This window comes from Sphingomonas sp. BAUL-RG-20F-R05-02 (assembly GCF_022662305.1).
Lineage (GTDB): Bacteria > Pseudomonadota > Alphaproteobacteria > Sphingomonadales > Sphingomonadaceae > Sphingomonas.
This window is the reverse complement of sequence record NZ_JAKNQH010000008.1, coordinates 65,357-86,982: the sequence shown is the minus strand read 5'-3', so window position 1 is coordinate 86,982 and position 21,626 is coordinate 65,357. Positions and strand designations below refer to the sequence as shown.

Below are 21,626 nucleotides of genomic sequence, written 5' to 3'. Positions count from 1 at the left end.
GACCCATTAGCCGCGAACCCTCACTGTTGTTTTGCCCGCGCCGTAATCGACGGTTGCGCCAATGACTTTCATTGTGCGGCCATCGGTTGCCAGCTTGGGGAAGTTGGGAATGTAGCTTGGCGGTCCACCAATGAACGCGTCCAAGTTGATGATACCTTGCAGCACAATCTCCAACACGCGGGGCTGGATGTTCTCTGCCAGATACTTTGCAGCGAGTGCCGTGGCGGCTGCTTGGTCGAGGTTTGTATCTACCTTGACCTCGCGAGCCGCTGGATTGCGAGATTTCACAGTCGGGCTGGTTGGAGTGACATAGCGGTACTCGTTGGTAACGAAGGCCGCGCGGTTCGGATCAAGTGTAGTCGCCATCTTCTATTTAATAGGCTTTCGCCACAGAGCCGTTGACGCTGCCATAGGTCGTGACAGTTCCGCCGCTTGTGCTCAGGTTGTTAATGCCCGCTGCAATCTGCGAGAGGTAGCCTGTCTGGACACTCAGTTCGCTTGTTAGCGCGGTCGTCTGTGTCGCGATGTCCGTGGACGTTGCAGTTGGCACTGAACCGGCATCTGCGTTGAACTGCTTTGTTGCATTTGCAAGCGCATCCGTGGTCGTGCCCTTCAACTGCGACACGATGTCCTGATACTGGCTGTTGTTGGTGCCATAGACGTTGCCAGCGTTGCCAATGATTTTCTGCACCAATGCGCTGTAATCATCCTGATTGACTGTCTTGCCGCTTGCGATGTCAGACTTGAACTTGTCGAAGTCAGATAGTTCGCTGGTAAGCTGCGAGAGCGCGGTCACGCCACCGGCATCACCATTGAGGTTGGCAAGAATATCGGTGAAGCTCTGGGTCTGCTGCTTTAGAACCGCGTCCAGCTTGGCTGCGCGATACTCGTCCAGCTTGGTCAGGTCTTCCGTGGAGGCGCCAATCGTTAGCATTGTTTCGCGCAACGCCTTCAAGGGGTCGATGATTGCCTGAACAGCCGCACCCATTGGATCGGTCATGCTCTTGAAGTCCGAGAGCGCAGACGACCACTGCTGAATGAACGAGACAGCGCTATCAGCGTCCAGCGCCTTCAATGCCTTTTGTGCAAGGTCGCTCAAGCCGGTGATTACGCCCTGCGTCAACGCCTTCTTGATCGCATACGCGACGGCATCAGCCTCACCATCTGCGCCGAAGTCGTGAAGCGTGCTTTCGTTGAAATTGTTGTAATTCAGCTTCGAGGATGTCGCGTTGTCATTGACGCGCCATTTGCCGTCCCACGTACCAATCTGGAGATTAGGTGCGCCAGTGAGCGAACCGCCGATGCTGCTCGCGATCTTCTGTAGGCCAGACAAAACCTCGCCCGCTGCACCGCTGGTAGCGGCCTTCAACGATGCATTGCTGCCCGAGACGTTACCAACCGCGACGTTGCACTTGGCATCGGTGGTGAAGCCGGTGCTGGAGGACTTGGGCTTGCTGAACAGATTGCCGAGCAAGCCGCCGAGGATCGAGCCGCCGATTGCACCCAAGGGGCCGAGGGCCAAGCCGCCTACAGCGCCACCAAGCGAACTGCCGGTCTTGTTCAGCTTGACGCCGAGCGCGCCCGCAAGGCCGTTGACTGCATCGCCAATGGCTGCGCCTGCGCCAGCCTTGCCCAGCACGCTACCAAGGCTCTTGGTGAAGTCGCCGCTCTTGCCGAACAGGCCCTTTAGGTCAGTCTTGAAGCTGCCGAAGCCATCGGACAGGCTCTTGAGGGGCGCGGTATAGGTGCTGCTCTTGAGAACGCCCTGAACCATATCGCTGGTGGAAGTGGATGCCTGCTTGGACAGATCGTTCTTGCTGCCGTCCTTGTTCGTACCAAGCAGGTTGATGAGGCTGCCAGCAACGCCCAGACCGGAGAAGTCGCCCTGCGCGGCCTTCGCCATGCTGGAAATCAGCTTGCCGATGCCGCTGATTGCATCGCCCCACTTGCCGCTAATCTGGTCGCCTAGATCGCTGATGCGCTGGCCGAATTGATCCTCAAGCTGCGCGGCCTTGTCGGTGATCGCCTTGCCCATGCCTTCCACGATTTGATCGTGAACCTGCTTGGTGATGCCAATGTCGTTCTTGCCGCCATTGTAGCCAGTTTCCAGAGCCGCTTTGTTGTCGATCATCTTCTTGTTGTCAGCGTACTTCTGGTAGGCCGTGCTATACTGGCCCGCGAGATCAACTGCCGTTGCAAGCTGCTCGTTCTTCTTCTTGATCGAAGAAGCATTCTGAGCATCCAAGCGCGCCTGTGCTTCTGCGATCTGGTAGGCTTTGCTCGCCAGATTAACCCCAGCGTCGAGCGCATTGTTGCGGAACGTGAACATGGCCTGTTCCACGTCTGCTTGCTCTGTTGTCTGGCCCATGATCTTAGCCGCGAACGCGCTCTGATCTTGTGCGTTCTGACGAGCAGCCTTGTTGTGGTCGTTCAGTGCAGCGGTGACGAACTTGGAGGTGCGCGCCTCGTCCATGAGACTATCGACGCGCTTCTTCTCGCTATCGGTAAGATCGCGACCAAGGATTTTCTGGAGTTCCAGTTCCTTCTTGTAATCCTCTGCGGCTGCTGGAAGCAGTTTGGCCGTCTCGGCCTCACCCTTGAGCGTCGCCCAGAATTCCCTTTCCTGCTTGGCGCGGCGCTCGGCTTCCTCCTCGGCCTTAGTCTTCTTCGGCTTCTTATCGTCCGCGAACGCATCGTCGTTAGGCTTAGGGGCTGTGATGCCCTGTGCTGCCCCTGTGGCGCCCGCTGCGCCCTGTCCGCGACGTTTAGCACCAATGGCGTCCGCGCGCTTGAGCAGGCCCGTAACGGCGTTCTCTGCTTCGTGTCCGAACCCTGACAGGAACGCGGCTTTAGCGTCCTGGCCTGCCTTCTGGAATGGCGTCTGCACATTAGGCGCAGCGACCTTGCCGATGGTGATGTTGTCGAGTGGCGCAATGCTTGCGCCCAGTTTGTTCGCGCCAGCGATCACACCGTTGATCGCGGTGATTGCCGTGTTGGCCCACTTTTCGATGAAGCTGGCAACGCTGTTGAAGATCGCGGACACGGTCGAAACGACCGACGATCCGAATCCTACGACAGCGCTGTAAACGCCAGCGATGCCCTGACCGATACCGACAACGATGCTCTTCGCACCGGCCAGAATGGACATGATGTTAGGGCCAAGCAGTGCGGGCAGATCGTTCCAGATAGCGCCGATCGCGAGGAACGAGCCACGGAACAGGCCGACCATGCCGTCAGCGACACGCGCTGCACCGGTCAGCACCCCTGAGAAAGAAAGATCGAGATCCCCGAATGTGGACTGCCAAGCAGCGCTTACGCCTGAGAATGCGTTTGTGAGGAAACCGCCGACCGCGCTGAACACGGTCTGCGCCGTGCCGCTGATCGCGCCGAAGACGCTGCTAATGGTGGAGCCAACCGCGTTGACGGCAGGCATAATGCTCTCGAAACACGCACGGCCCAGATCGCCCAGCGTGGTCAGCGAGCCGCCACCAAGCGTGATGCTATCGCGGAACGTGTAGAGCAGGCCGACGATCGCGGTGATTGCTGCCGCTGCCGCCACGAAAGGATTGGCGAGGACGACCGCGTTGAACAATGCCTGTGCTGCGGTCGCGCCCTTGATGATCGCATTAAGTCCCTCGGCGGCTTTGCCAACCAACTGGAACGCACTCGCGGTCTGGAGGAAGGTGGATGCGATGCTCAGGGTCTTGAAGACCACAAAGCTCGTGAAGAGCACCTTGGAGACCTGAACGTCCCTTGCCGTATCGCCCAATCTCAAGTGCGTGCCGGATCGCCCTGTCGCGCAGGGCTTCGTTCACGCTGCCCATTAGAGGACCGGCGGACGGTCAGCCGCTTCCTGTTCGGTCGCCGCAATCTCTGCTTCCACGTCCAGCGTGGGCGAGACGATCTCCCCATCGCGCAGCGCGTAGAGGAATGTCGAATGCGAGATTTTACCCGCCACCAGAACCTGTAGCAGCGCCGTCATTTCTTGCGGTGACATCTGCTGTGGCAGGAAGTCGGTGTTGAGGCTGTACGCTAGATCCGATGCGGCTGGGTCCGTCCATTGTGCGAACTGCTTGAGCGCCTTTTCCAGCTTACGGGAGATCGAGCGCGTGAAGCCGGCCAGCGTGGCGTTCTCCGCAGCACGGCGCAGCATCTGCGTTTCCGCCGCTTCTGGGGCTGGCTTTTCAGGTGCAAGGATCGAGTGACCAATGGTCGAAAGCTCGTCCTTGATATTCTTCAATTCCTCCGTGATCGTGGACGCACCAGCGCCGCTAAACTCCAGATACTCGGCTTTGGTATCGGGTTCGGGGAAGACCCACGCCGCGCCGGGGGCAACGCTTAGGTTGATCGGCATGTCCTTGCCGTCAGCGCCTTGGATTGGCTTTAGGCCGGTCACGACAGGGATCGGCGCGCTAAGGAAGTAGAGCACGGACGTAAGAAGCCCCTGAACGCGATAATGTTGGAGGTTCAGGTCAACCGAGTGCTGGAGCAGCGACGGTTCAGGCGTCAGCTTGTCGCCGGTGCTGACGAGCACGAACGGGATTTCGCTAAGGGGCTGGCCGTTACGACCGGGGGTGGTGATCGGGCCGGGTGCAAAGCCGCCATCGGTGCGCGTCCAGAGACGGACCTGATAGACGCCATTATTCAGCATCAATTCGCGGATCGTCGCGCCCTCGTCCTCACTGAGACGCACGCGGACAATCTGACGCTGGTTGTTTACGAGGCCGGGAGTGACCTCAAGGATTGCTTCGCCGCAATAACCAGCGATGCGAGGACGATAGCCCTTTTCGATTTCATTTGCAGCGCTCAGGCCGTCGAAGCCGGTGCGGTCAGGATGATCGACAAGCAGGCCGGTGAAATTGGTAATCAGCGTCTCGCGGACCACCCATTCGGCTAGATCGTCTAGGCTCTGACCATCCGGGGTGATTAGCTGCGTGAGAAGCTGGATGCGTGTGCTGGCGCTGTTAAGCTGCGCCTGCTTGCGGAAGATGAGACCGGACAAGCCCTGCGCGATCTTCGCAGCGGCTGGCAGAAAGCGGGTCCGGTCTAGGAACGCCTGATATTCTGCTTGGGTGTCGTCGGGGTTGGCTTGTGGCAGGTACTTCCTGCCCATGCGCTTCACAGCGCGTTCGCCGTTAACGAAAGCGCGGTTATCTTCCCATTCGCAGTAGTGGCACGAAATGCGGGGATCGGGTTCGTTGATCTTAAAGTCGATAGGCACTGTGATCCTCTTGCCAAGGGCACTCGGGGGAGCGTCACAGACGCACGCTTGGCAAGGGGCACGGCTCCCGCCGCTGGTATTTACCTTGGTGACGAGTTCTGGCAGCAAAGACCTATGGATGCTCTTGGACTTGGAAAAGCTATCGATCTCGTAAAAGAGATGATGGCTCCTGTTGGTGGCTCGCTCTCGGAAGCATGGGCTTCACTAATTGGAGATCGCGCTACCTACTGGCGTATGAAGAATGCCATGAAGTATCAGCCTTTGTTAAAAGCAGAGGCTGATCGCCTTGGTTTGAAAATGAACGCGGCTAAGATACCTGATAAATTCGCGTTCACATGGTTTGACGAGGCGACAAAGCAGGATGAGCCTGAGATACAGGTTCTCTTCGCGCGACTTTTGGCTCGTGCTTCGGATGACGGAGTCAATACCGGGAGTGATAGGCGGCTTATTGATGTTTTGGCGCGACTGACGCCGGAAGATGCCTCTCTATTTCAGCGGATGTATTCCGATGAGCCGTTCCCGGATACAGGAGTTTACAGCGACACGCATGGGATAGGCGACGATCGAGAGAAAGGGTGGCCGGTAGATTGGCTATATGCCTTGTTGAAGCACGTTCATCCCAACTTCACGCCAATATCAATTGATAATTTAGTTGTTCAGGGGTGCCTTTCGCGCGCGATGAGGTTAGATTTCAGCGGCAGCGGCGGAGCCGTTGCGACAAAGACACCGGAGCACATTGCTTGGGGTAGGGAGATATCGTCTCGGGTCAAGCAACGAGAATATATCGACGCCACTGAACTTGGCAAAGCGCTGTATCTAGCAGTGAAAGCCTAGAAAGTCAGCGAAGGCGAACTGTTTTGATCGCGGTGTAACCGGGCGTGCGTTTCTGCTCGTTCGCGAGGTCGAGCAATTCGGTGATGCCCCATACTACCGCATCCAGCCTATCGGGCGACTTGCCACGTCGCTTCTGCGCTGGACTGCCATATTCCATCATCTGAACTTCCAAATCCTTGAACGTCCCTACGTGGTGGACGATGCCGCGCTCATACTGCGCTGACACAGGCTCCGCGCGCTCACGTTTGCCGCCAGTCTGCGCTGTTGCAGCGATGTTCTTTAGTGGAGCAGCGGGCCAGACGGTTCGCATGGTCGCGTCGAGCCACGAGCCAGCGGCATTGCTTTCTACGATGATGCGGCTGGCACCCCAAGCGTCGTAGGCTTCTTTGATGTCCTGACACACCACGATAGGTGAGAGGCGGTCGCTGCGATCCTCCAACACATAGACCTGACCGTCGCTGGCGATGCCCTGAACGGTGATGCCGGTGAGATCGCTTTTGGCGTCGTCGGATTTCGCAGGATCGACGGCGATTGTGATGCGGTCGAGCATGATGCCCTGATCCGCCAGCATATCTAGAACCTCATGCGGTTCCTGCACGGTCAGCGGCTTGGGAATGCGATGATCCCTGAACATAGCTTCCGTAAACAAGCTATGCTGGTTCTCATCCGTCCATTCACCGACAAGGAAGCGCTGTCGCTTCGCCGCGCTACCTTTGTGCAGCGTCTTGATGTAATCGGCTGCGATGTTCTCTTGGTTGGCTTCCGTGCGGAGTTTGGCAACACACCACTCCTCGGGATCGGGCATTGCATCGCCGTCCTCGGGATTGATGTTCAGCTTAAAGGCTTTGTATTCCCAATCGCTATAGAAGCGCGGGTTGCAGTCAAAGAACATCTTGTTCTGGAGTAGCTTACCGTCCTCGGTCTTGCTGACCACGGACAAACGAGACATCAACTGGCTGATTGTGCCGTAGTCAATCTCGTCGTCGTTGCACTCGTTGATCCAGACGGTGTTGAACTCGTTGCCGAGCACCTTGTCCATTCGATCGGCATCTAGGCCATCAAAGGTGATGATCGAGCCGTTGGGGAACGTCACGGTCATCGTTGATAGCGCTATGTCGAAGCCGGGTTGGTTCTTGATGCCGGGAAAGCACTTGTCGAGCACCTGATGCAGCGTCAGCTTGAACAGCGTGGTTTCGCAGGCGTTGCGCGCACCACGGAACACGGCATGACGCGAGCCCGGCGCACGCAAGGCGCGCAGGATCAGGATAAAGAGGATCAGGAACGACTTGCCGGAACGGCTAGGCCCGTAAAACAAGAGGTACTTGTGTGCCGCGGTGGTAGCCAGAGCATAAGCGGCTCTCTGGTCTTTATTGAATACGAATTGTGGAACGATGCCCTTAAGCGGAGTTTTCATCCGATATTTAGAGAAACCGTTGAAGTTGTACGACTTCGTATTTGGATTTGTGGTTTGATTTCCTTAGTTCTACGCCTTAACGTCTCTTTATGGCCTTACCTGTCGAGACTTTCCCTGGCGGCTCTAGAGAGCGTGTAAGCCGAGCGGGTAACGCTGTCAGAGAGGGTACGGCTTCTGCCGAAGACTATACGGTCATCGAACGATGGCGCGCGGCGCATCGTCATGTGCTAAACAGCTTCCAAGCCGTGTTGCGGACTAGAACACGCAACAAGAATATCGTCGTAGCCCAGCGGCATAAGCGGCGAAGCACGATCTTTGGCAAATTGCGTCGCCTGCCGGGGATGCGACTTCATCGAATGGATGACGTAGCGGGTTGCCGGCTTATTTTTCCCACAATTGCGGAGTTGTACCAATTCCGGGAGCAGTTTCAGAAGGCGCGCTTCAAGCACGAACTTAGAAATGACCCGAACAAGTACGACTATATTAAGTCACCAAAGGGTGATGGCTACAGGGGTATCCACGACGTTTACAAGTATGATGTAAACAGCAATCGCGGGGCAAGCTATAAAGGTCTTCAGATCGAGTTGCAGTATCGAACGATCTATCAACATGCGTGGGCAACGTGCGTAGAGATTGTTGGGCTTGTGACGGGCAGTAATCCGAAGTTCAAGTCGGGCGATCGCCGCTACGAAGACATTTTGGCGTGTGCCAGTGAAATGATCGCACGAGTGTTTGAGGGTCGATATGGGCCTCTAGAGCACCTCGCGAATGAAGAGTTGGTAGCCCTCTTTACTGCTCACGATCACGAATTGAACTTCATGGACATGCTCCGAGAATTGGAGAAATCCAACATCGGTATGAAAGGAAACCGAAACAATATCATCCTCATATTCTCCGAGGGATCACCTCTTGAGGTGCGGACTTATAAGGATGCTGCCGAGGCGATCGTTGATCTGTTCGAATTGGAAGATGACAACAAGGACAACCGGAAAGACATCGTGCTTGTAAGGGGAAATCGGCAAGATGTGCGAAACGCATTCCGCAATTATTTCACCGATGCGACCGACTTTATTGGATACATGGAGTACGCACTGATCGTCCTGGATAACGATTTGATCCCAGTACGAATGGAAAGTCGTGAAAAAAAGGATGCTGATGAGGCCGCATCGCTGATGCTTCTCGAGCGCCTGATAGATAATCAGGATCGTGACGTAAGCTGAAAAAGACCGGCCTACCTTGGAGTAGGAAAATAGTCGTAATGCAGCCTCTCGTTTAGTTCGTCGCTGCATCGTTTGTTGTGGTGTCAATCCCGGGATCAGGCGCATTGCTATTTTCGCGCTGACGAATTCCGGCCATGACGGCTTCATAAGTGACTGGTTCGACGGCAGAGCGGATATGCTGAAGACGTTCGCCAGCGATGTAATACTGACCGCCAACAGCCTTGTAGTTGTCACCTTGGTTTTCGGCCTCGAAGGCGAAATATGGGTCGGCCCTCGTACCTGCGGCCTGAACGAAACTCAGGTCCATGTACCGAGCAGCGTAATCAAAAGCAGCGCAGCGATCAGCGCCCGGCCAGCTAGGGGCCTTGGCCAACTTGCTATGACATTCTTGGCTCCAAGCCCGCGCTCCGGCAATTCCGCCGCGACTGAGCACCTTTGCGAAGGTATTGCCCGCGCCCTCGATCACATTGAAGTCTATGCTTGTCGGCGGTTGTAAGGTGAACGTCTCCGTTCCAGATGGCGGCGACGAAAGGGCCTGAGTGTTCCCGCCAAATCCGGCTGGCTGAGTAGCGTCAGCCATTGCATCCATTCGGTCTGCCGCAACATCGATGTTATCGGATAGCGTGTCCGTCATTTCCGGTTCTCCAGCGGCGGCGGTGCTCGCCAAAGCAGGTGAATGGTATCCGCTGTTAATGCTCTGAATGGCTACGCGAACGACTCCTCCGACAAGGACGACCGCTATCATCCCAACGATGCGACTGCCCCAACCGGCTTTTGCTGCTACCTTCGGCACTTCGGAGTTAGCGGCTGCGCCAGACGCCGGCTTGTCTGGTGGTGGCGGAGGCGAGGCTGGCGGTGCGGAGCGCTCGCGACGTGAGGCGTCGTAAGCCGCACGACGTTCTGGATCGCCCAGAACGCTGAACGCCTCGTTGATTGCAGCGGCGCGAGCCGTAGCGTCCGGGCTTCTGTTCGTGTCAGGATGATATTTGAGCATCAGCGCCTTGAACGCCGCGCGTATAACCACTTCATCAGAGGCGGCGCTAACGCCGAGAACAGCGTAATAGTCAGGTGATTTCGTCATGGTTCCCCCGCATGGCAGGATATTCTTGCTGCGAGGTTTTAGAAAGGTGGCAAAAAATATCTGCGCGGCGGTGGTTTCTCAGAGTGGAGAAATATCTGTGAGCACACACCCAGCGCCTGAAAAGGAGGCAGGGGTATATACCCCTTGCTCTTGATTAGGCCGACGCCCGGTGAACCGTCATGCGGCTGCATCCGAGTGCCTTCGCAACCTCTCCCGGTCTCATCCCCTCAGATAGCATCGCACGCACCCTAGCAGGGTCAATGCGGGCCTTCCCGCCCTTGTAGGCTCCCTTGGCCTTAGCGGCGTCGATGCCCTCTCGCTGACGCTCTCTGCGGAGATCAGTTTCAAACTCTGCCACACTACCAAGCACGCCAAGCATCAGCTTGCCGAGGCTAGTTGTCGTGTCGATGCCCGCCTGTTCGATGCAGCGGAAGCCAACGCCCTTCGCTACAAGCTGATGGAGCATGTTGTGGAGATCGCGATTGCTACGCGCAAAGCGATCGAGCCGCATTACGAGCAGCACATCGCCTTCCCGCACGAACTCCATCGCCGTCTGGAGTTGCGGCCTGTTGCTCGTCGTCCCAGATAGCTTCTCACTAAAGACCTTCTCGCATCCAGCCGCGATTAGTGAGGCTATCTGTATATTTAGGCTCTGGTCTGTTGTGGACACGCGGGCATAGCCGACAAGCATGTAACAATCTCCTCTAGACCCTCATGCTCTGTTGTCACATTGTCAGAAGAGCAAGCCTGCTGTTACGGCTTTTGTGGGTCTGCTGTTACATCACGGCAGAGTAATCCCTGTTCTTACGGGGCTGGCTCGTAGAGCGTCTGTGAGGGTCTATCCTGCTTAGCGCTACCCAACTCCATAAGTGGGGCTTGCTGGCGTTCCTGAGGGTTCTGCGGGTGTCTGTGACTATGATGCGCCGGAGATACAAGAAAGCCCCGGCAGTATTCCTGCCGGGGCTTTCAACGGTTTGCGACCCGTAGTCGTCGTTTATGTTCGCTCTACCTTGAGGGCAAATGAAATCTCTCTTACTTAAACGCCGTCCCCGCCATCACCCTCAATGATGTTCCAATCGAGGATAACCGGCTTGTGCTCCACGACATCAACCTGCACCTTGTCACCATACACCTGACGGTTCATCTTTGGAGCGTAATTAGACACGACCTTGTAATAGAGCAGCTTGTCGGCATCGCTCATAGTCGGATCGAAAGGCAATTCTAGCAGGTTCTCGTAAAGCGCGTGCGTGCCGAACGCCTTCCAATCCAGATACTGCGCGAGCAACTCGGGGTTCTCATGCAGGTTTCGCGTGACGCTTGCTGGATCAAGGCCAAGCGCGCGGCACGTCCTCCGCAGCGTGTCGCCTCCAAGAAGGCGCGTTTTGATCGCTTCTATATGCTCTGGCAAAACCGAGCGCCAATGATCTTTTGGATTGAGGTTGCTGTCCGCGATCTCCGCGATCGTCGCAAGTTCACGGTCCCTGCGTGCGATCTGTGCGATGCTCTTTGCCGTGTCCCCATCTAGTTGCTTTTGTTTGTTCTGCGCCATACGGCTATTTACGCATTCGGGTATTGAAAAGGGCTCCGTTGATTATGGCTTTGCCGATGACTTATGCTCGCCGGAAACAATTAAGAAAAAACAACGGCGCTGCCCCCGTATTCCGAACCGAGCCGTTTGGACGCAAACTGCTCACACAGCTCTTTCAAAATATCTTAAGTCTAAATGCTACCTTCGCCTACGACAAACAAATTATGGGTGATCTCGTTGTTTTCATGAGGGAGCAAGCGGGAGTGCTTGCGCTTGCGAAAGGTCATGACTTGGGAGGCGAGTTTATGTCTTGGTGGTTTGATGAGCGACCAAACACAACTGAGCTTGAGCACGATCTTAGATTAACTGCGCTGGAGGCGGCATGTTCGCTAGCGCTAGAAAGAGCGCAAGCTGTCGACTATGTGAACGTGCGTTCATTCGGAACGAGGACAACGCCGGCAATAATTACTATAATTGACACAATTAACGCATGGATGATGGAGGATGGGTTTGGGTTTCAATATCAGGATGGCCAACTGATCGAGGTGACGTCACAGTTCGCTTACCAAGAGGTGGTTGTCCCGGCACTTGCTATTTTGGCATCCCCTATTTTCGAAGCGGCAAATTCTGAATTCCGCGATGCCTTTGAGGAGTTCAAGCAGCGCAATTACGATGATTGCATCGCCGATTGTGGAAAAGCTTTTGAGAGCGTGATCAAAGTGATAGCCGCTCAAAAAGACTGGACAGATGTTGACGTGAATTCAAATGCCTCTGCCTTGATCAAAGCACTTTACGATCACGAGCTTATTCCCTCTTGGATGCAGGAGCAGATGAAGGGCCTTCGTATGATGCTGATGGGGGTGGCCACCGTCAGGAACAAAGAGGGTGGCCACGGCGCAGGTTCGGTTCCCCGTATAGTAGAGAAGCAATTGGCGGCTTATCAACTAAACCAAACGGCGGCGGCCATCATGTTCTTGACGGAGCAGGCTGGATTCGCATGAACTGATATTACAAAATGTCGCCTTTCGGTTGCTCTGTTTGTCAGGCGAACACATACGACTGGGGTAGGGCAATCGAGCGCTACAAGATCGGAGTGAATACGATGGCTGCTTTCGACCCCAAGAACCTCAAGCCCGCACACACCGTCGCGGAGTTCGCAGACAGCGCGCAGAGTCAACGCACTGCAAAGGCGGTTGTGCTCGACGGGATCAAGAAGCAACTCGCGCTTTTCAAAGACCCCAGGGTGGAAGGTCGGCGCTGGTTTACCAGCGGTGCTTCCCACACCGCGTTCACCATTCGCGTAGCCAACAAGCCTCTCAAACTGTCTGGCGAAGAAACCAAGCTGGCCGTGGAAACAAAGGACTTCGAAGCCGCATTGGACTACTTTGCGAAGGAGATCGCAGCGGGCAAGCTGGACGAGCAGTTGAACGCTGCAACCGGCGCTATGGAAGCACGCAAGGACAAAATGCGAACCACGCGCGCTGCCAAGAAAGCCAGCAAGCCGGAGGAAACGCCAACCGAGTAACCCTCTACCAACACTACCCAGCGGGAGGCTTCGGCCTCCCGTTTTTGCGTCTGCGCTTGACATCCTGCTTATCGGCAGCACCTATCGCTCCACTACTAGTGGAGAAGCAACATGGCGCTCAAAGATCTCGTAAGCCTCATCGACAATAAGCTGTCGGAGACGTTTAACCGCAAGGAAGCCAAGCCGGAACAACTCCGCGCGCCGCTGCTCAAGGGCATTGAGCAGGCTACCAAGCAATTCGAGAACGGCAGCACCAAAGCGCCGGGCCGTTGGTGGAAGGCCAGCAACGGTGTGGTTGCCTTGACGGTGAAGCTGAAGGGCGAGACCTTTGACATCAACGGCGTTGCGACCAACCATTTTCCCGAGGAGCGCTTTGGTGATTTCATGAAGGCGTTCAAAGCCGCCGTGGATGCTGGCGAGTTTGATGCCGAGTTGAAGAACCACGGCAACGGCGATGCACAGGTGCATATCTCCAAGGCAGGTGGCAAGCGTGGGCCGGTCAGCGACGAGGCCAAGGCCAACATGAAGAAGGCCGCACAGGCTCGCGCCGAGCGCCAGCGCGCCGCCAAGGAAGCCGCGAACGCTTAAAGAAGGGTCGTGCGATGATCGTATTCCTACTGCTCGTCATCGCCGCTATCCTCATGCTAGGTGCTTCGCGATTTATCGGCATCGTGGGAATTATCCTTGGCACGATAGTCGGGATCATAGCCGTCACCGTTGGCGTGGCTGCGCTTGGCTCAGTTACTGGCTACGATAGTGGCGATGTTCTTATGTGGATTTGTTGTGCTATTATCCCAGTCGCAGTGATCTACGGCATTGTCGAAAATAATAAAAAGCATGAGGAGAAGCTGAGGCTCGCCACCCGGGCGCGAGAGTTGGAGCAAGCCAAGCGAAAAGCAGCGTTGCGCAAACAAGGTCCTTTCTAACGCTTTTCGCCGAAGTGTACGCCGGTGGAAATGACCAAACCACCGGCTCCCAACCGTATTGCAAGGAGAAACCGCAGGGTAAATAATGTCCTGCCGTTTCTATTTATTCAGGCGCTATGCCTTGATGTACCCCGATCGACGGCTTTCGGTTGCATACTGGCTTAGGGGCTTTTTGGCCTGCCAGTGTATGTCGCGCTCCACGCGCAGACCACCCGGCCCAACTACCTCCCATATCTCATCGAGCGAGAAGTAGCCGAGTTCTGGTGTACCATGACCAATGTCGGCCAGCCCGAACGCTAAGCCGTCCTCGTCAAGTTCCGTGACCAACCACGTCGCGCTCGCCCACAGCAAAAATAGTTTGCAGACAGGCAGGAAGTCGATCTTACGCTTGGTGCCTTTGAGCGGTTCTTGCTCCCGATGATTTGCCTGTAGCTGCTCCAGCGCTACCGGGCCGAGCATTGCTTTCCATTCCATGTGGCTACTCCTTTTTGTGCCACAAAGGTATCAAGCGTCATTCTGGTGACAGAGCAAATGGAAAGGTGGTCCGAATAGAAGAATGGCGAGTAGGTGATTTTCTGGTTGCTCTTCTGAATAGGAGAGTATTGATCGAGTGTCGGACACAAGGAGCCGACACATGCTTACGCAGATCGAGTTGAACGCAATCGCAGACTTCGCAATCAACAACTTCGATTATGATGCAAAGTACGAAGACGATCAGTTTGCGGTGACGATCGAAGGCGTGCGCTGCTACTGCGAGCGCTACAACACGCACTTCCGCATTGAGGTCGGCCACGAGGACAACGTAGTCGAGTTACCGCGCCACTGACGCCCTAGCAGGGGCCACAGGGAGCCACACACGAGGAGCGCGCTTGCTGGGTGCGCTCTTCCTGTCTGGTCCTCACAGACGCTCTCAGCCGCCGTATTTCCATTTCTGCTCGGATGGATCGACTTTTGGTCGATCTGGCTGCTCCATACGGTTGCGCACGTCTGCAATCATCTGCGGATTGCCCGGTAGGCCGCGATGAAGGTCCAAGCGGTTGCGCAAGTCCACTGGCGCAGCGATTTGGTTGCCGTTGCGATCGAAGCGCCAAGCCATGAGGCCGTTCTGGAGCATGACCGTTACCGCGCCATCGGCGTCAAAGACTGATCGAGTGAGGAACGAGAGCGCCTGCTTGACCCGGACCCTCGCGCTGTATCGCGCATGCTTATCCTCACTGTTGATGCTCTCCTTGACCTCAAGCACTCGGGCCAGATGTTCAATCGGGTTTGCACCACCACGTTGACGCGCATAGTCGTCGCGCATCTCACGTAGCTTGATCTCGTCCTCGTCAATCTCGGCTTCAATCTGCGCTGCTTTGACGGCCAGCGCTTTGATGAACTGCTCCGCGAGCGCATCGACAATCGACGTTAGATTGTGGCGCTTGTTTTCGATCATCCGCTCCAACTCAGCTATGTTCGCACTAAGGGCGGCTATCTGGTCGGGTATGGCGAATTTCTTATCGTCAATCGCCACAGCGAGTACCGCATCCAAGATGGCCGGTTCCAAGTGCTCGTAGCGGAAATTGATGCCGTTGCCGCATTTATGCTTGCGACGGTTATTGTTGCACTTGAGGTAGCTGCGATTGACCCCACTAGTGTAGGTGAGTTTGCGGCCGTCGATCCGACTTTTATGGTTGGTGGACCGTCCCGCCTTCTGTTGGCTTTGAAAATACATGGGCGCGCCGCAAGTGCAGAAGGCGGACCCTGAGAATAGATTGCTGACGTTTGCCTCGGCTGGTCCACCGCTAAACCGACGCAGCTTTCGTACCGCCTCGACCTTTTCAAACACCTCAGCAGGTATGGCCTGCGGATAGTGATTTGCGACACGAAGGCCCTTTGCTGTTTCCACAATCCCGCCATGCGTGCGCGACATCGGTACGTATTCACCAAGCACGGCGCGGTTGGTGAGCAGCTTGTGCAGGTAGGCAGTATTCCAACCATTGCCCTTTGCACGTCCGCCAATGGACCAGCTTGGCTCCTTGCGGTCGTTCAATACCTGCACGATCGAGGGCAAGCCGTGTCCGTCGATATAGAGGTCGAATATCTCGCGGAGGACTTTCGTGCGATGGTCGTTTAGCACCGGCTCGTTGGTCTTCGGGTCGCGATCCATCCAACCGGGTGCCAAGCCGATTTTGGCTGCGCTATCGCCGTTCTGGATGGCCTCTACCTTCTTCGACCAATTGTAGAGACCGCGCTTGCTCTTTTTGTCGCTCTCCTCGCGCGCGCCCTCCGCTTTGAACACCAATTCCATGATGGTGCCGCCGTCGATGCGCTGACCGGCAGGATAGTAACGGTCGCCCTCTATCGTCGCGACGCTGACACCGTTGCTGACGCATAGCTTTAGAAAGGCGTGAACCTCTTCCCAGCCCATTCGACTGATGCGGTCGAAGTGCTCACAAACGAACACCGCGCCGTTCCGGTAGAAGCCTTTCTCAACCTGCCGCTCGAATTCGTAAAGCGCTCCACCCTCGGACCTGTTTGCGCCGTGGAATGCGGAACGTCCTTTGTCGGATATTTCCCGGTCTGGATCGACAAGCCAGCCCTTAAGCTGCGCGTAATCTCGACCCTTCTCGAACTGGCGCACTAGTGAGGTGCCGCGCCCCTGTTCGGCAGCGCTGTATCGGGCGTAAATGAAGGCAGGAAGGGTCATAGCTGGGCAGCATAAAGCGTCTGCGAACCCGTGGTGCAACCGTATTTGCTGGATCCGCGAAGGTGCGACGCTGATCCAGTCCGCCGCCGATATCATCGAGGCGATCCGTCCGATCGACGCGCGGCGGGTGCGTTCACCGATCGCGCGTTTCGCGGGACCGCCGCCGCAGGATGCCAGCGCGGCCGAACGCGATCGCATCTCCGGGCTGCTCGGCCCGGTGCCGGTCGCCGTCGACGAACTGATCCGCCAGTCCGGCGCGGCGCCGATGGTTGTCCAGACGGTGCTGCTGGAGCTGGAACTGGCGGCGCGGCTGGAACGGCACGCCGGCGGGCGGGTCAGCCTGATCGGCTAAGGCGGTGCAATACCCGCGGTTGAACGATACCGCATCGGCGGCGTTTTAGCCTGATATACCCTCTGCGAAACGGCTCGCGCCGGAAGTCTGAACCTGCGCGGGCATAGTTGGAGCGACATGCGATGCCATTGGTTCGTCTGCTTGTAGCCGGTGCCCTGCTCGTCACCGCCGTGACCATCACGGCGCGCCCCGCCGAGGCCAAGCGCAAGCCCGACAATGTCAGCTGGACCAAACCCGGCGTGTCGTTTGCCGACTATCAGCATGATGCGCTGACGTGCGCAAACCAGACCTATGGCCTGGAGGTGAGCATGAAGCCGGGAACGGCGCACGCGCTGGCCGCGCTCAACGGTGCGCAACTGGCCGGGCTGGTGCAGGGCCTGCAACACACCACCGGCCCGGGCGGCGCCGACTACCGAGGCGCCGCCGGCTATCAGGCGGCGATGAACGTGGTGGCGCCGGACCGCGTGCTGTACCGCAACTCGACCTACACGCAGATGTTTCGCGTTGCCGCATACCACGACGTCGTCGACCAGCTACAGGCGGTACTGGATTATTGCCTCGTGTCGCACGGGTACCGGCGCTTCACGCTGACCGGCGAGCAACTGCACCAGCTGCGCCAGTACCCGAAGGGCTCGGAGCAGCGCGCACGCTACGCCTACACTCTGGCCAGGGCGGCTGGGTAAGGCTCCTTCGACTCGTTCGCCAAGGGGCGGTGAGATTCGCCGCCCCCCGACGCGAGTGTCACCAAATGTGAACGCGCTGCGCGGGCGGCAGGTACAGCTTGTCGCCGGGCTTGACGTTGAACGCGGTGTACCATGCATCGACGTTGCGGACGACGCCGTTGGTGCGGAAATACACCGGGCTATGCGGATCGGTGAGCAGCGCCTGACGCTGCGCATCCGGCCGCGTCTTGCCGCGCCACGCCTGCGCGAACGCGAGGAAGAAGCGCTGGTCGCTGGTCAAGCCATCGATCTTGCCTGTCGCACCGTGCTTGGCGAGATAGCGCTGGTACGCGCCGTATGCCGCCTCGATCCCGCCGAGATCGCCGATATTCTCGCCCAGCGTCAGCTTGCCCTGGATGTGTGTGCCGGGCACCGGTTCGTACGCATCATACTGGCCGGCGAGCGCAGCGGTGCGCTTCTCGAACTGCGCCTTGGCGGTCGGCGTCCACCAGTTTTCGAACTTGCCGGTAGGACCGAACCCCGCGCCCTGATCGTCGAAGCCGTGGCCCATTTCGTGGCCGATCACCGCGCCGATCGCGCCGTAATTCACCGCCGGATCGGCATTGGGGTCGAAAAACGGCGGTTGCAGGATCGCCGCGGGGAAGGTGATCTGGTTGGCGAGCGGGCTGTAATAGGCGTTCACCGTCTGCGGGGTCATGCCCCACAAGCTGCGATCGACCGGCTTCGGAAAGCGCGACAGCTCCAACTGATGCTCGAACTCGCCCGACCGCATCACGTTGCCGAGCAGATCGCCGCGGACCACCTTGAAGCTGGAATAATCGATATATTTGGTCGGGTGGCCGATGCGCGGCTCGAACGCGGCGAGCTTGGCAAGCGCCGCCTTGCGGGTCGGCTCGTCCATCCAGGGCGCCTTGGAGATCCGCTCCTGATACGAGGCGCGCAGGTTCTCGATCAGCTCGTTCATCTGGCGCTCGGCGGCGGGCGGGTAGAAGCGCTGGACGTAGAGTTGCCCCACCGCCTCGCCGAGCGCACCATTGGTGATGGCGATGCCGCGCCGCCAACGCTCGCGCTGCGAGGGCACACCGAACAGCGTCTGGCTGTAGAAGGCAAAATGCGCGTCGTCGAACGCCTTGGTGAGGTAGGTCGCGTGATCGCTGATGAAGTGGAAGGCGAGGTAATCCTGCCACGTCGATACCGGGGTGGCGGCGAACAGCTTGCCCATCGCCGCGATCGCGGTGTTCTGGGTCATCAGCACCTTGGGCGATGCTTCCAACCCGGCGGTCTTGACCAGCAGCGGCCAGTCGAACTCGGGCGCCTTGGCGGTGAGGCCGGCGATATCTTCGGGGTCGTTCAGCTTGGCGATGTCGCGGCTTTCAGCCGGAGACCACTGGTCCTTCGCCATCGCGGTCTCGAGCGCGAAGATCGCATCCGCCTTGGCGCTGGCGTCGGCGATGCCGCCCATCGTCAGCATCTGCTGGATGTACGCGCGGTACGCCTTGCGGAACGCGTCGTACTTCTCGCCCGGCAGCAGGTAATTGTCGCGCGGCATGCCCAGCCCGCCTTGCCCTGCGACGGCGGTGTAGTGCGTCGGATCGGCAAGGCCGGGCATCATGCCGATCTCGACCGGCGTCGCATAGCCGACGCTTGCGAACAGCGTCTGGAGCGCGGTGCGGTCCTTCGCCGCCGCGATCTTGGCGAGATAGGGTTTCAGCGGCGCGGCGCCCTTTGCCTCGATAGCGGGCACGTCCATCCAGCTTGCGTAGAAATCGCCGACCTGCTGGCCGGTTGCGCCGTACTTCGCCGGATCCTTTGCCATGTCGTCGAGGATGGTGCGGACATTTGCCTCGGCATTGTCGCGCAGCAGCACGAACGGCCCGGTGGAAGCCTTGTCGGCGGGGATCGGCGTCGCCTTGTCCCAGTTGCCGTTGGCATAGGCCCAGAAGTCGTCGCCCGGCTTTACTGCCGTGTCACGCGCGGCGAGATCTACCCCGAAATCGCCGTAGACGGTCTTGGCGACGGGCGCCGCGACGATCGGAACGGCAACGGCGAGCGCAACCGCCGCCGAGCAGCGGAGCAGGATCGATAAGCGCATGAAGTCCCCCAACAAACAGTGTATTGTCAAAGCGTAACGGTACGCTCGCCGCTCCGCAATCCCCCCGCGCGGCTACGCCACGCGGTTCGCCACCAGATCGTCCACCACCGCCGGATCGGCGAGCGTCGAGGTATCGCCGAGCGCGGACACGTCGCCCTCCGCAATCTTGCGCAGGATGCGGCGCATGATCTTGCCGCTGCGCGTCTTGGGCAGGCCGGGCGCGAACTGCAGCTTGTCGGGCGTGGCGATCGGCCCGATCTCGCCGCGCACCCATTTCACCAGATCGCGGCGCAGGTCGTCGGACGCTTCCGCGCCCGCGTTCAGCGTCACATAGGCGTAGATGCCTTGCCCCTTGATGTCGTGCGGCATGCCGACGACCGCCGCCTCCGCCACCTGCGGGTGCAGTACCAGCGCGCTTTCCACCTCGGCGGTGCCCATGCGGTGACCCGACACGTTGATGACATCATCAACCCGCCCGGTGATCCAGTAATAGCCGTCTTCATCGCGGCGCGCGCCGTCACCCGTAGTGTATTTGCCACGATAGGTGGTGAAGTACGTCTGGAAGAACCGCTCGTGATCGCCCCACAAGGTCCGCATCTGCCCCGGCCAGCTCCGCGCGATAACGAGGTTGCCCTCGGCCGCGCCGTTCAGGACCTGCCCCTCGGCATCGACGATCTGCGGGTCTACCCCCGGCATCGGCGTGGTGGCGGAACCGGGCTTCAAGGCGGTCGCACCGGGCAGGGGGGCGATCATGTGGCCGCCGGTCTCGGTCTGCCACCAAGTGTCGATGATCGGGCAGCGGCCCTCACCGACGACATCGTGATACCAGCGCCATGCCTCCGGATTGATCGGCTCGCCGACCGTGCCGAGCAGCTTGAGCGATTTGCGGCTGGTCTTGGTGACGTATTGGTCGCCCTCCTTCATCAGCGCGCGCAAGGCGGTGGGGGCGGTGTAGAGCGCCTGCACATGATGCCGGTCGCACACCTGCCAGATCCGGCTCGCGTCGGGCCAGTTGGGCAGCCCTTCGTACATCAGCGTCGTCGCGCCGTTGGCGAGCGGGCCGTAGAGGATATAGCTGTGTCCGGTCACCCAGCCGATATCGGCGGCGCACCACCACACGTCGCCCGCGCGGTAATCGAAGGCGAGTTCGTGCGTCAGGCTCGCCCACAAGAGATAGCCGCCCGAGGAATGCAGCACGCCCTTGGGCTTGCCGGTCGAGCCGGAGGTGTAGAGCAGGAACAGCGGATCTTCCGCGCCCATCGGCTCGGGCGGGCAGGTGGCGGAGACGCTCGCCGCCGCCTCATGATACCATACGTCGCGGCCATTCTGCATCGTCACAGCGCCACCGGTCGAGCGCACGACGATCACCGTTTCCAGCGCCGGCGCATTCGGCGCACACGCATCGACGTTAGCCTTAAGCGGCACGGTCTTGCCACCGCGCCGGCCCTCGTCGGCGGTGATGACGATCCGGCTGTCGCAATCTGTGATCCGCCCCGCGAGCGCCTCGGGCGAGAAGCCGCCGAACACCACCGAATGGATCGCGCCGATCCGCGCACAGGCGAGCAGCGCGAACGCGGCCTCGGGGATCATCGGCAGATACACCGTCACGCGGTCGCCTTTGGCCACCCCCTGCGCCTTGAGCACGTTGGCGAAGCGGCACACCTCGGCGTGGAGTTCGGCATAGGTGAAGCGGCGCGGCTCGGCGTTGGGATCGTCCGGTTCCCAGATCAGCGCGGTCTGATCGCCGCGCTTCGCCAGATGCCGGTCGATGCAATTGGCGGCGACGTTCAGTTTGCCGTCCGCGAACCACTGGATGCGGAAGTCCTTTTCGTCGAACGACCAGTCGCCGGCGATCTCGGGCCGCTTGATCCAGTCCAGCCGCCGCGCCTGCTCCAGCCAGAAGCTGCCCGGATCGGCGAGCGAGCGCCCGTAAAGCCGTTCGTAGCCCGCCGCATCGACACGCGCGCGCTTCGCCCATTCCTCGGGCACGGGGTAGAGGGTCTGTTCTGACATGCCGGTCTCCTGACAGGCTCTTTGCCCGGTCAGGCGGGGACGTGGCAA

Annotated in this window: 19 protein-coding genes and 1 pseudogene; 9 read left to right on the top strand and 11 right to left on the bottom strand. The window is 58.6% G+C overall.

Features of this window, described 5'->3' with window-relative positions; translation table 11 throughout:
• Positions 1–6: 6 nt before the first annotated feature.
• From L8F97_RS16240 to L8F97_RS22865, 3 genes are read right to left on the bottom strand one after another with little or no spacing between them, the layout of a single operon-like run.
• Positions 7–366 (bottom strand): hypothetical protein, encoded by a 360-nt coding sequence (locus L8F97_RS16240; RefSeq protein WP_242152589.1) that lies wholly within the window; start codon positions 364–366, stop codon positions 7–9.
• A 7-nt stretch (positions 367–373) separates the two neighbouring features.
• Positions 374–3,769, bottom strand: coding sequence for a hypothetical protein (locus tag L8F97_RS16235; protein WP_242152585.1), 3,396 nt, complete (start codon positions 3,767–3,769; stop codon positions 374–376).
• Between the two features lie 54 nt (positions 3,770–3,823).
• Complete coding sequence (locus L8F97_RS22865) at positions 3,824–5,221, bottom strand: DUF4055 domain-containing protein (protein ID WP_242152583.1); 1,398 nt, start codon at positions 5,219–5,221, stop codon at positions 3,824–3,826.
• Positions 5,222–5,269: 48 nt separating this feature from the next.
• Between L8F97_RS22865 and L8F97_RS16225 the strand changes: the two genes are divergently transcribed.
• Positions 5,270–6,055 carry an Abi-alpha family protein gene (locus L8F97_RS16225; protein ID WP_242152579.1) on the top strand — a complete coding sequence of 262 codons (786 nt, stop codon included), beginning with the start codon at positions 5,270–5,272 and terminating at the stop codon, positions 6,053–6,055.
• Positions 6,056–6,059: 4 nt separating this feature from the next.
• On the opposite strand, the gene L8F97_RS16220 is transcribed toward L8F97_RS16225, so the two are convergent.
• Positions 6,060–7,469, bottom strand: coding sequence for a phage terminase large subunit (locus L8F97_RS16220; protein ID WP_242152576.1), 1,410 nt, complete (start codon positions 7,467–7,469; stop codon positions 6,060–6,062).
• Positions 7,470–7,558: 89 nt separating this feature from the next.
• Between L8F97_RS16220 and L8F97_RS16215 the strand changes: the two genes are divergently transcribed.
• A complete protein-coding gene (locus L8F97_RS16215) occupies positions 7,559–8,689 on the top strand; it encodes a RelA/SpoT domain-containing protein (RefSeq protein WP_242152573.1) in 1,131 nt (376 codons plus the stop codon).
• Positions 8,690–8,741: 52 nt separating this feature from the next.
• Here L8F97_RS16215 and L8F97_RS16210 read toward each other — a convergent pair whose 3' ends face one another.
• The 3 genes from L8F97_RS16210 to L8F97_RS16200 form a co-directional block, all read right to left on the bottom strand.
• Entirely contained in the window at positions 8,742–9,770 is a 1,029-nt protein-coding gene (locus L8F97_RS16210) for a J domain-containing protein (protein ID WP_242152570.1), read from the bottom strand.
• Positions 9,771–9,924: 154 nt separating this feature from the next.
• Positions 9,925–10,461, bottom strand: coding sequence for a recombinase family protein (locus tag L8F97_RS16205; protein ID WP_242152565.1), 537 nt, complete (start codon positions 10,459–10,461; stop codon positions 9,925–9,927).
• Positions 10,462–10,806: 345 nt separating this feature from the next.
• Positions 10,807–11,319, bottom strand: coding sequence for a hypothetical protein (locus tag L8F97_RS16200; protein WP_242152562.1), 513 nt, complete (start codon positions 11,317–11,319; stop codon positions 10,807–10,809).
• 56 nt (positions 11,320–11,375) lie between these two features.
• On the opposite strand from L8F97_RS16200, the gene L8F97_RS16195 reads away from it, so the two are divergent.
• The 4 genes from L8F97_RS16195 to L8F97_RS16180 all read left to right on the top strand — a co-directional run bounded on the left by L8F97_RS16195 (position 11,376) and on the right by L8F97_RS16180 (position 13,749).
• Complete coding sequence (locus L8F97_RS16195; RefSeq protein ID WP_242152559.1) at positions 11,376–12,299, top strand: STM4504/CBY_0614 family protein; 924 nt, start codon at positions 11,376–11,378, stop codon at positions 12,297–12,299.
• Positions 12,300–12,400: 101 nt separating this feature from the next.
• Positions 12,401–12,823, top strand: a complete 423-nt coding sequence (locus L8F97_RS16190) for a hypothetical protein (protein ID WP_242152556.1) — start codon at positions 12,401–12,403, stop codon at positions 12,821–12,823.
• 111 nt (positions 12,824–12,934) lie between these two features.
• Entirely contained in the window at positions 12,935–13,411 is a 477-nt protein-coding gene (locus tag L8F97_RS16185; RefSeq protein ID WP_242152554.1) for a hypothetical protein, read from the top strand.
• A gap of 14 nt (positions 13,412–13,425) precedes the next feature.
• A complete protein-coding gene (locus L8F97_RS16180) occupies positions 13,426–13,749 on the top strand; it encodes a hypothetical protein (RefSeq protein ID WP_242152551.1) in 324 nt (107 codons plus the stop codon).
• Positions 13,750–13,863: 114 nt separating this feature from the next.
• Here L8F97_RS16180 and L8F97_RS16175 read toward each other — a convergent pair whose 3' ends face one another.
• On the bottom strand, positions 13,864–14,223 hold the full coding sequence (locus L8F97_RS16175) for a DUF2958 domain-containing protein (protein ID WP_242152548.1): 360 nt from the start codon (positions 14,221–14,223) through the stop codon (positions 13,864–13,866).
• A 160-nt stretch (positions 14,224–14,383) separates the two neighbouring features.
• Between L8F97_RS16175 and L8F97_RS16170 the strand changes: the two genes are divergently transcribed.
• A complete protein-coding gene (locus L8F97_RS16170; protein WP_242152546.1) occupies positions 14,384–14,575 on the top strand; it encodes a hypothetical protein in 192 nt (63 codons plus the stop codon).
• A gap of 84 nt (positions 14,576–14,659) precedes the next feature.
• On the opposite strand, the gene L8F97_RS16165 is transcribed toward L8F97_RS16170, so the two are convergent.
• Positions 14,660–16,438, bottom strand: coding sequence for a recombinase family protein (locus L8F97_RS16165; protein WP_242152543.1), 1,779 nt, complete (start codon positions 16,436–16,438; stop codon positions 14,660–14,662).
• Between the two features lie 34 nt (positions 16,439–16,472).
• Here L8F97_RS16165 and L8F97_RS16160 point away from each other — a divergent pair.
• Together L8F97_RS16160 and L8F97_RS16155 are read left to right on the top strand one after the other, a co-directional pair.
• Positions 16,473–16,790, top strand: a pseudogene (locus L8F97_RS16160) (DNA-protecting protein DprA); the annotation flags it as partial.
• A gap of 122 nt (positions 16,791–16,912) precedes the next feature.
• The gene (locus tag L8F97_RS16155; protein ID WP_242152540.1) at positions 16,913–17,473 is read left to right on the top strand and encodes a hypothetical protein; all 561 of its coding nucleotides are present in this window, start codon (positions 16,913–16,915) and stop codon (positions 17,471–17,473) included.
• Positions 17,474–17,531: 58 nt separating this feature from the next.
• On the opposite strand, the gene L8F97_RS16150 is transcribed toward L8F97_RS16155, so the two are convergent.
• Together L8F97_RS16150 and acs are read right to left on the bottom strand one after the other, a co-directional pair.
• Positions 17,532–19,565, bottom strand: coding sequence for a M13 family metallopeptidase (locus L8F97_RS16150; RefSeq protein WP_242152537.1), 2,034 nt, complete (start codon positions 19,563–19,565; stop codon positions 17,532–17,534).
• 72 nt (positions 19,566–19,637) lie between these two features.
• Entirely contained in the window at positions 19,638–21,578 is a 1,941-nt protein-coding gene (gene acs, locus L8F97_RS16145; protein ID WP_242152534.1) for an acetate--CoA ligase, read from the bottom strand.
• Positions 21,579–21,626 lie beyond the last annotated feature (48 nt).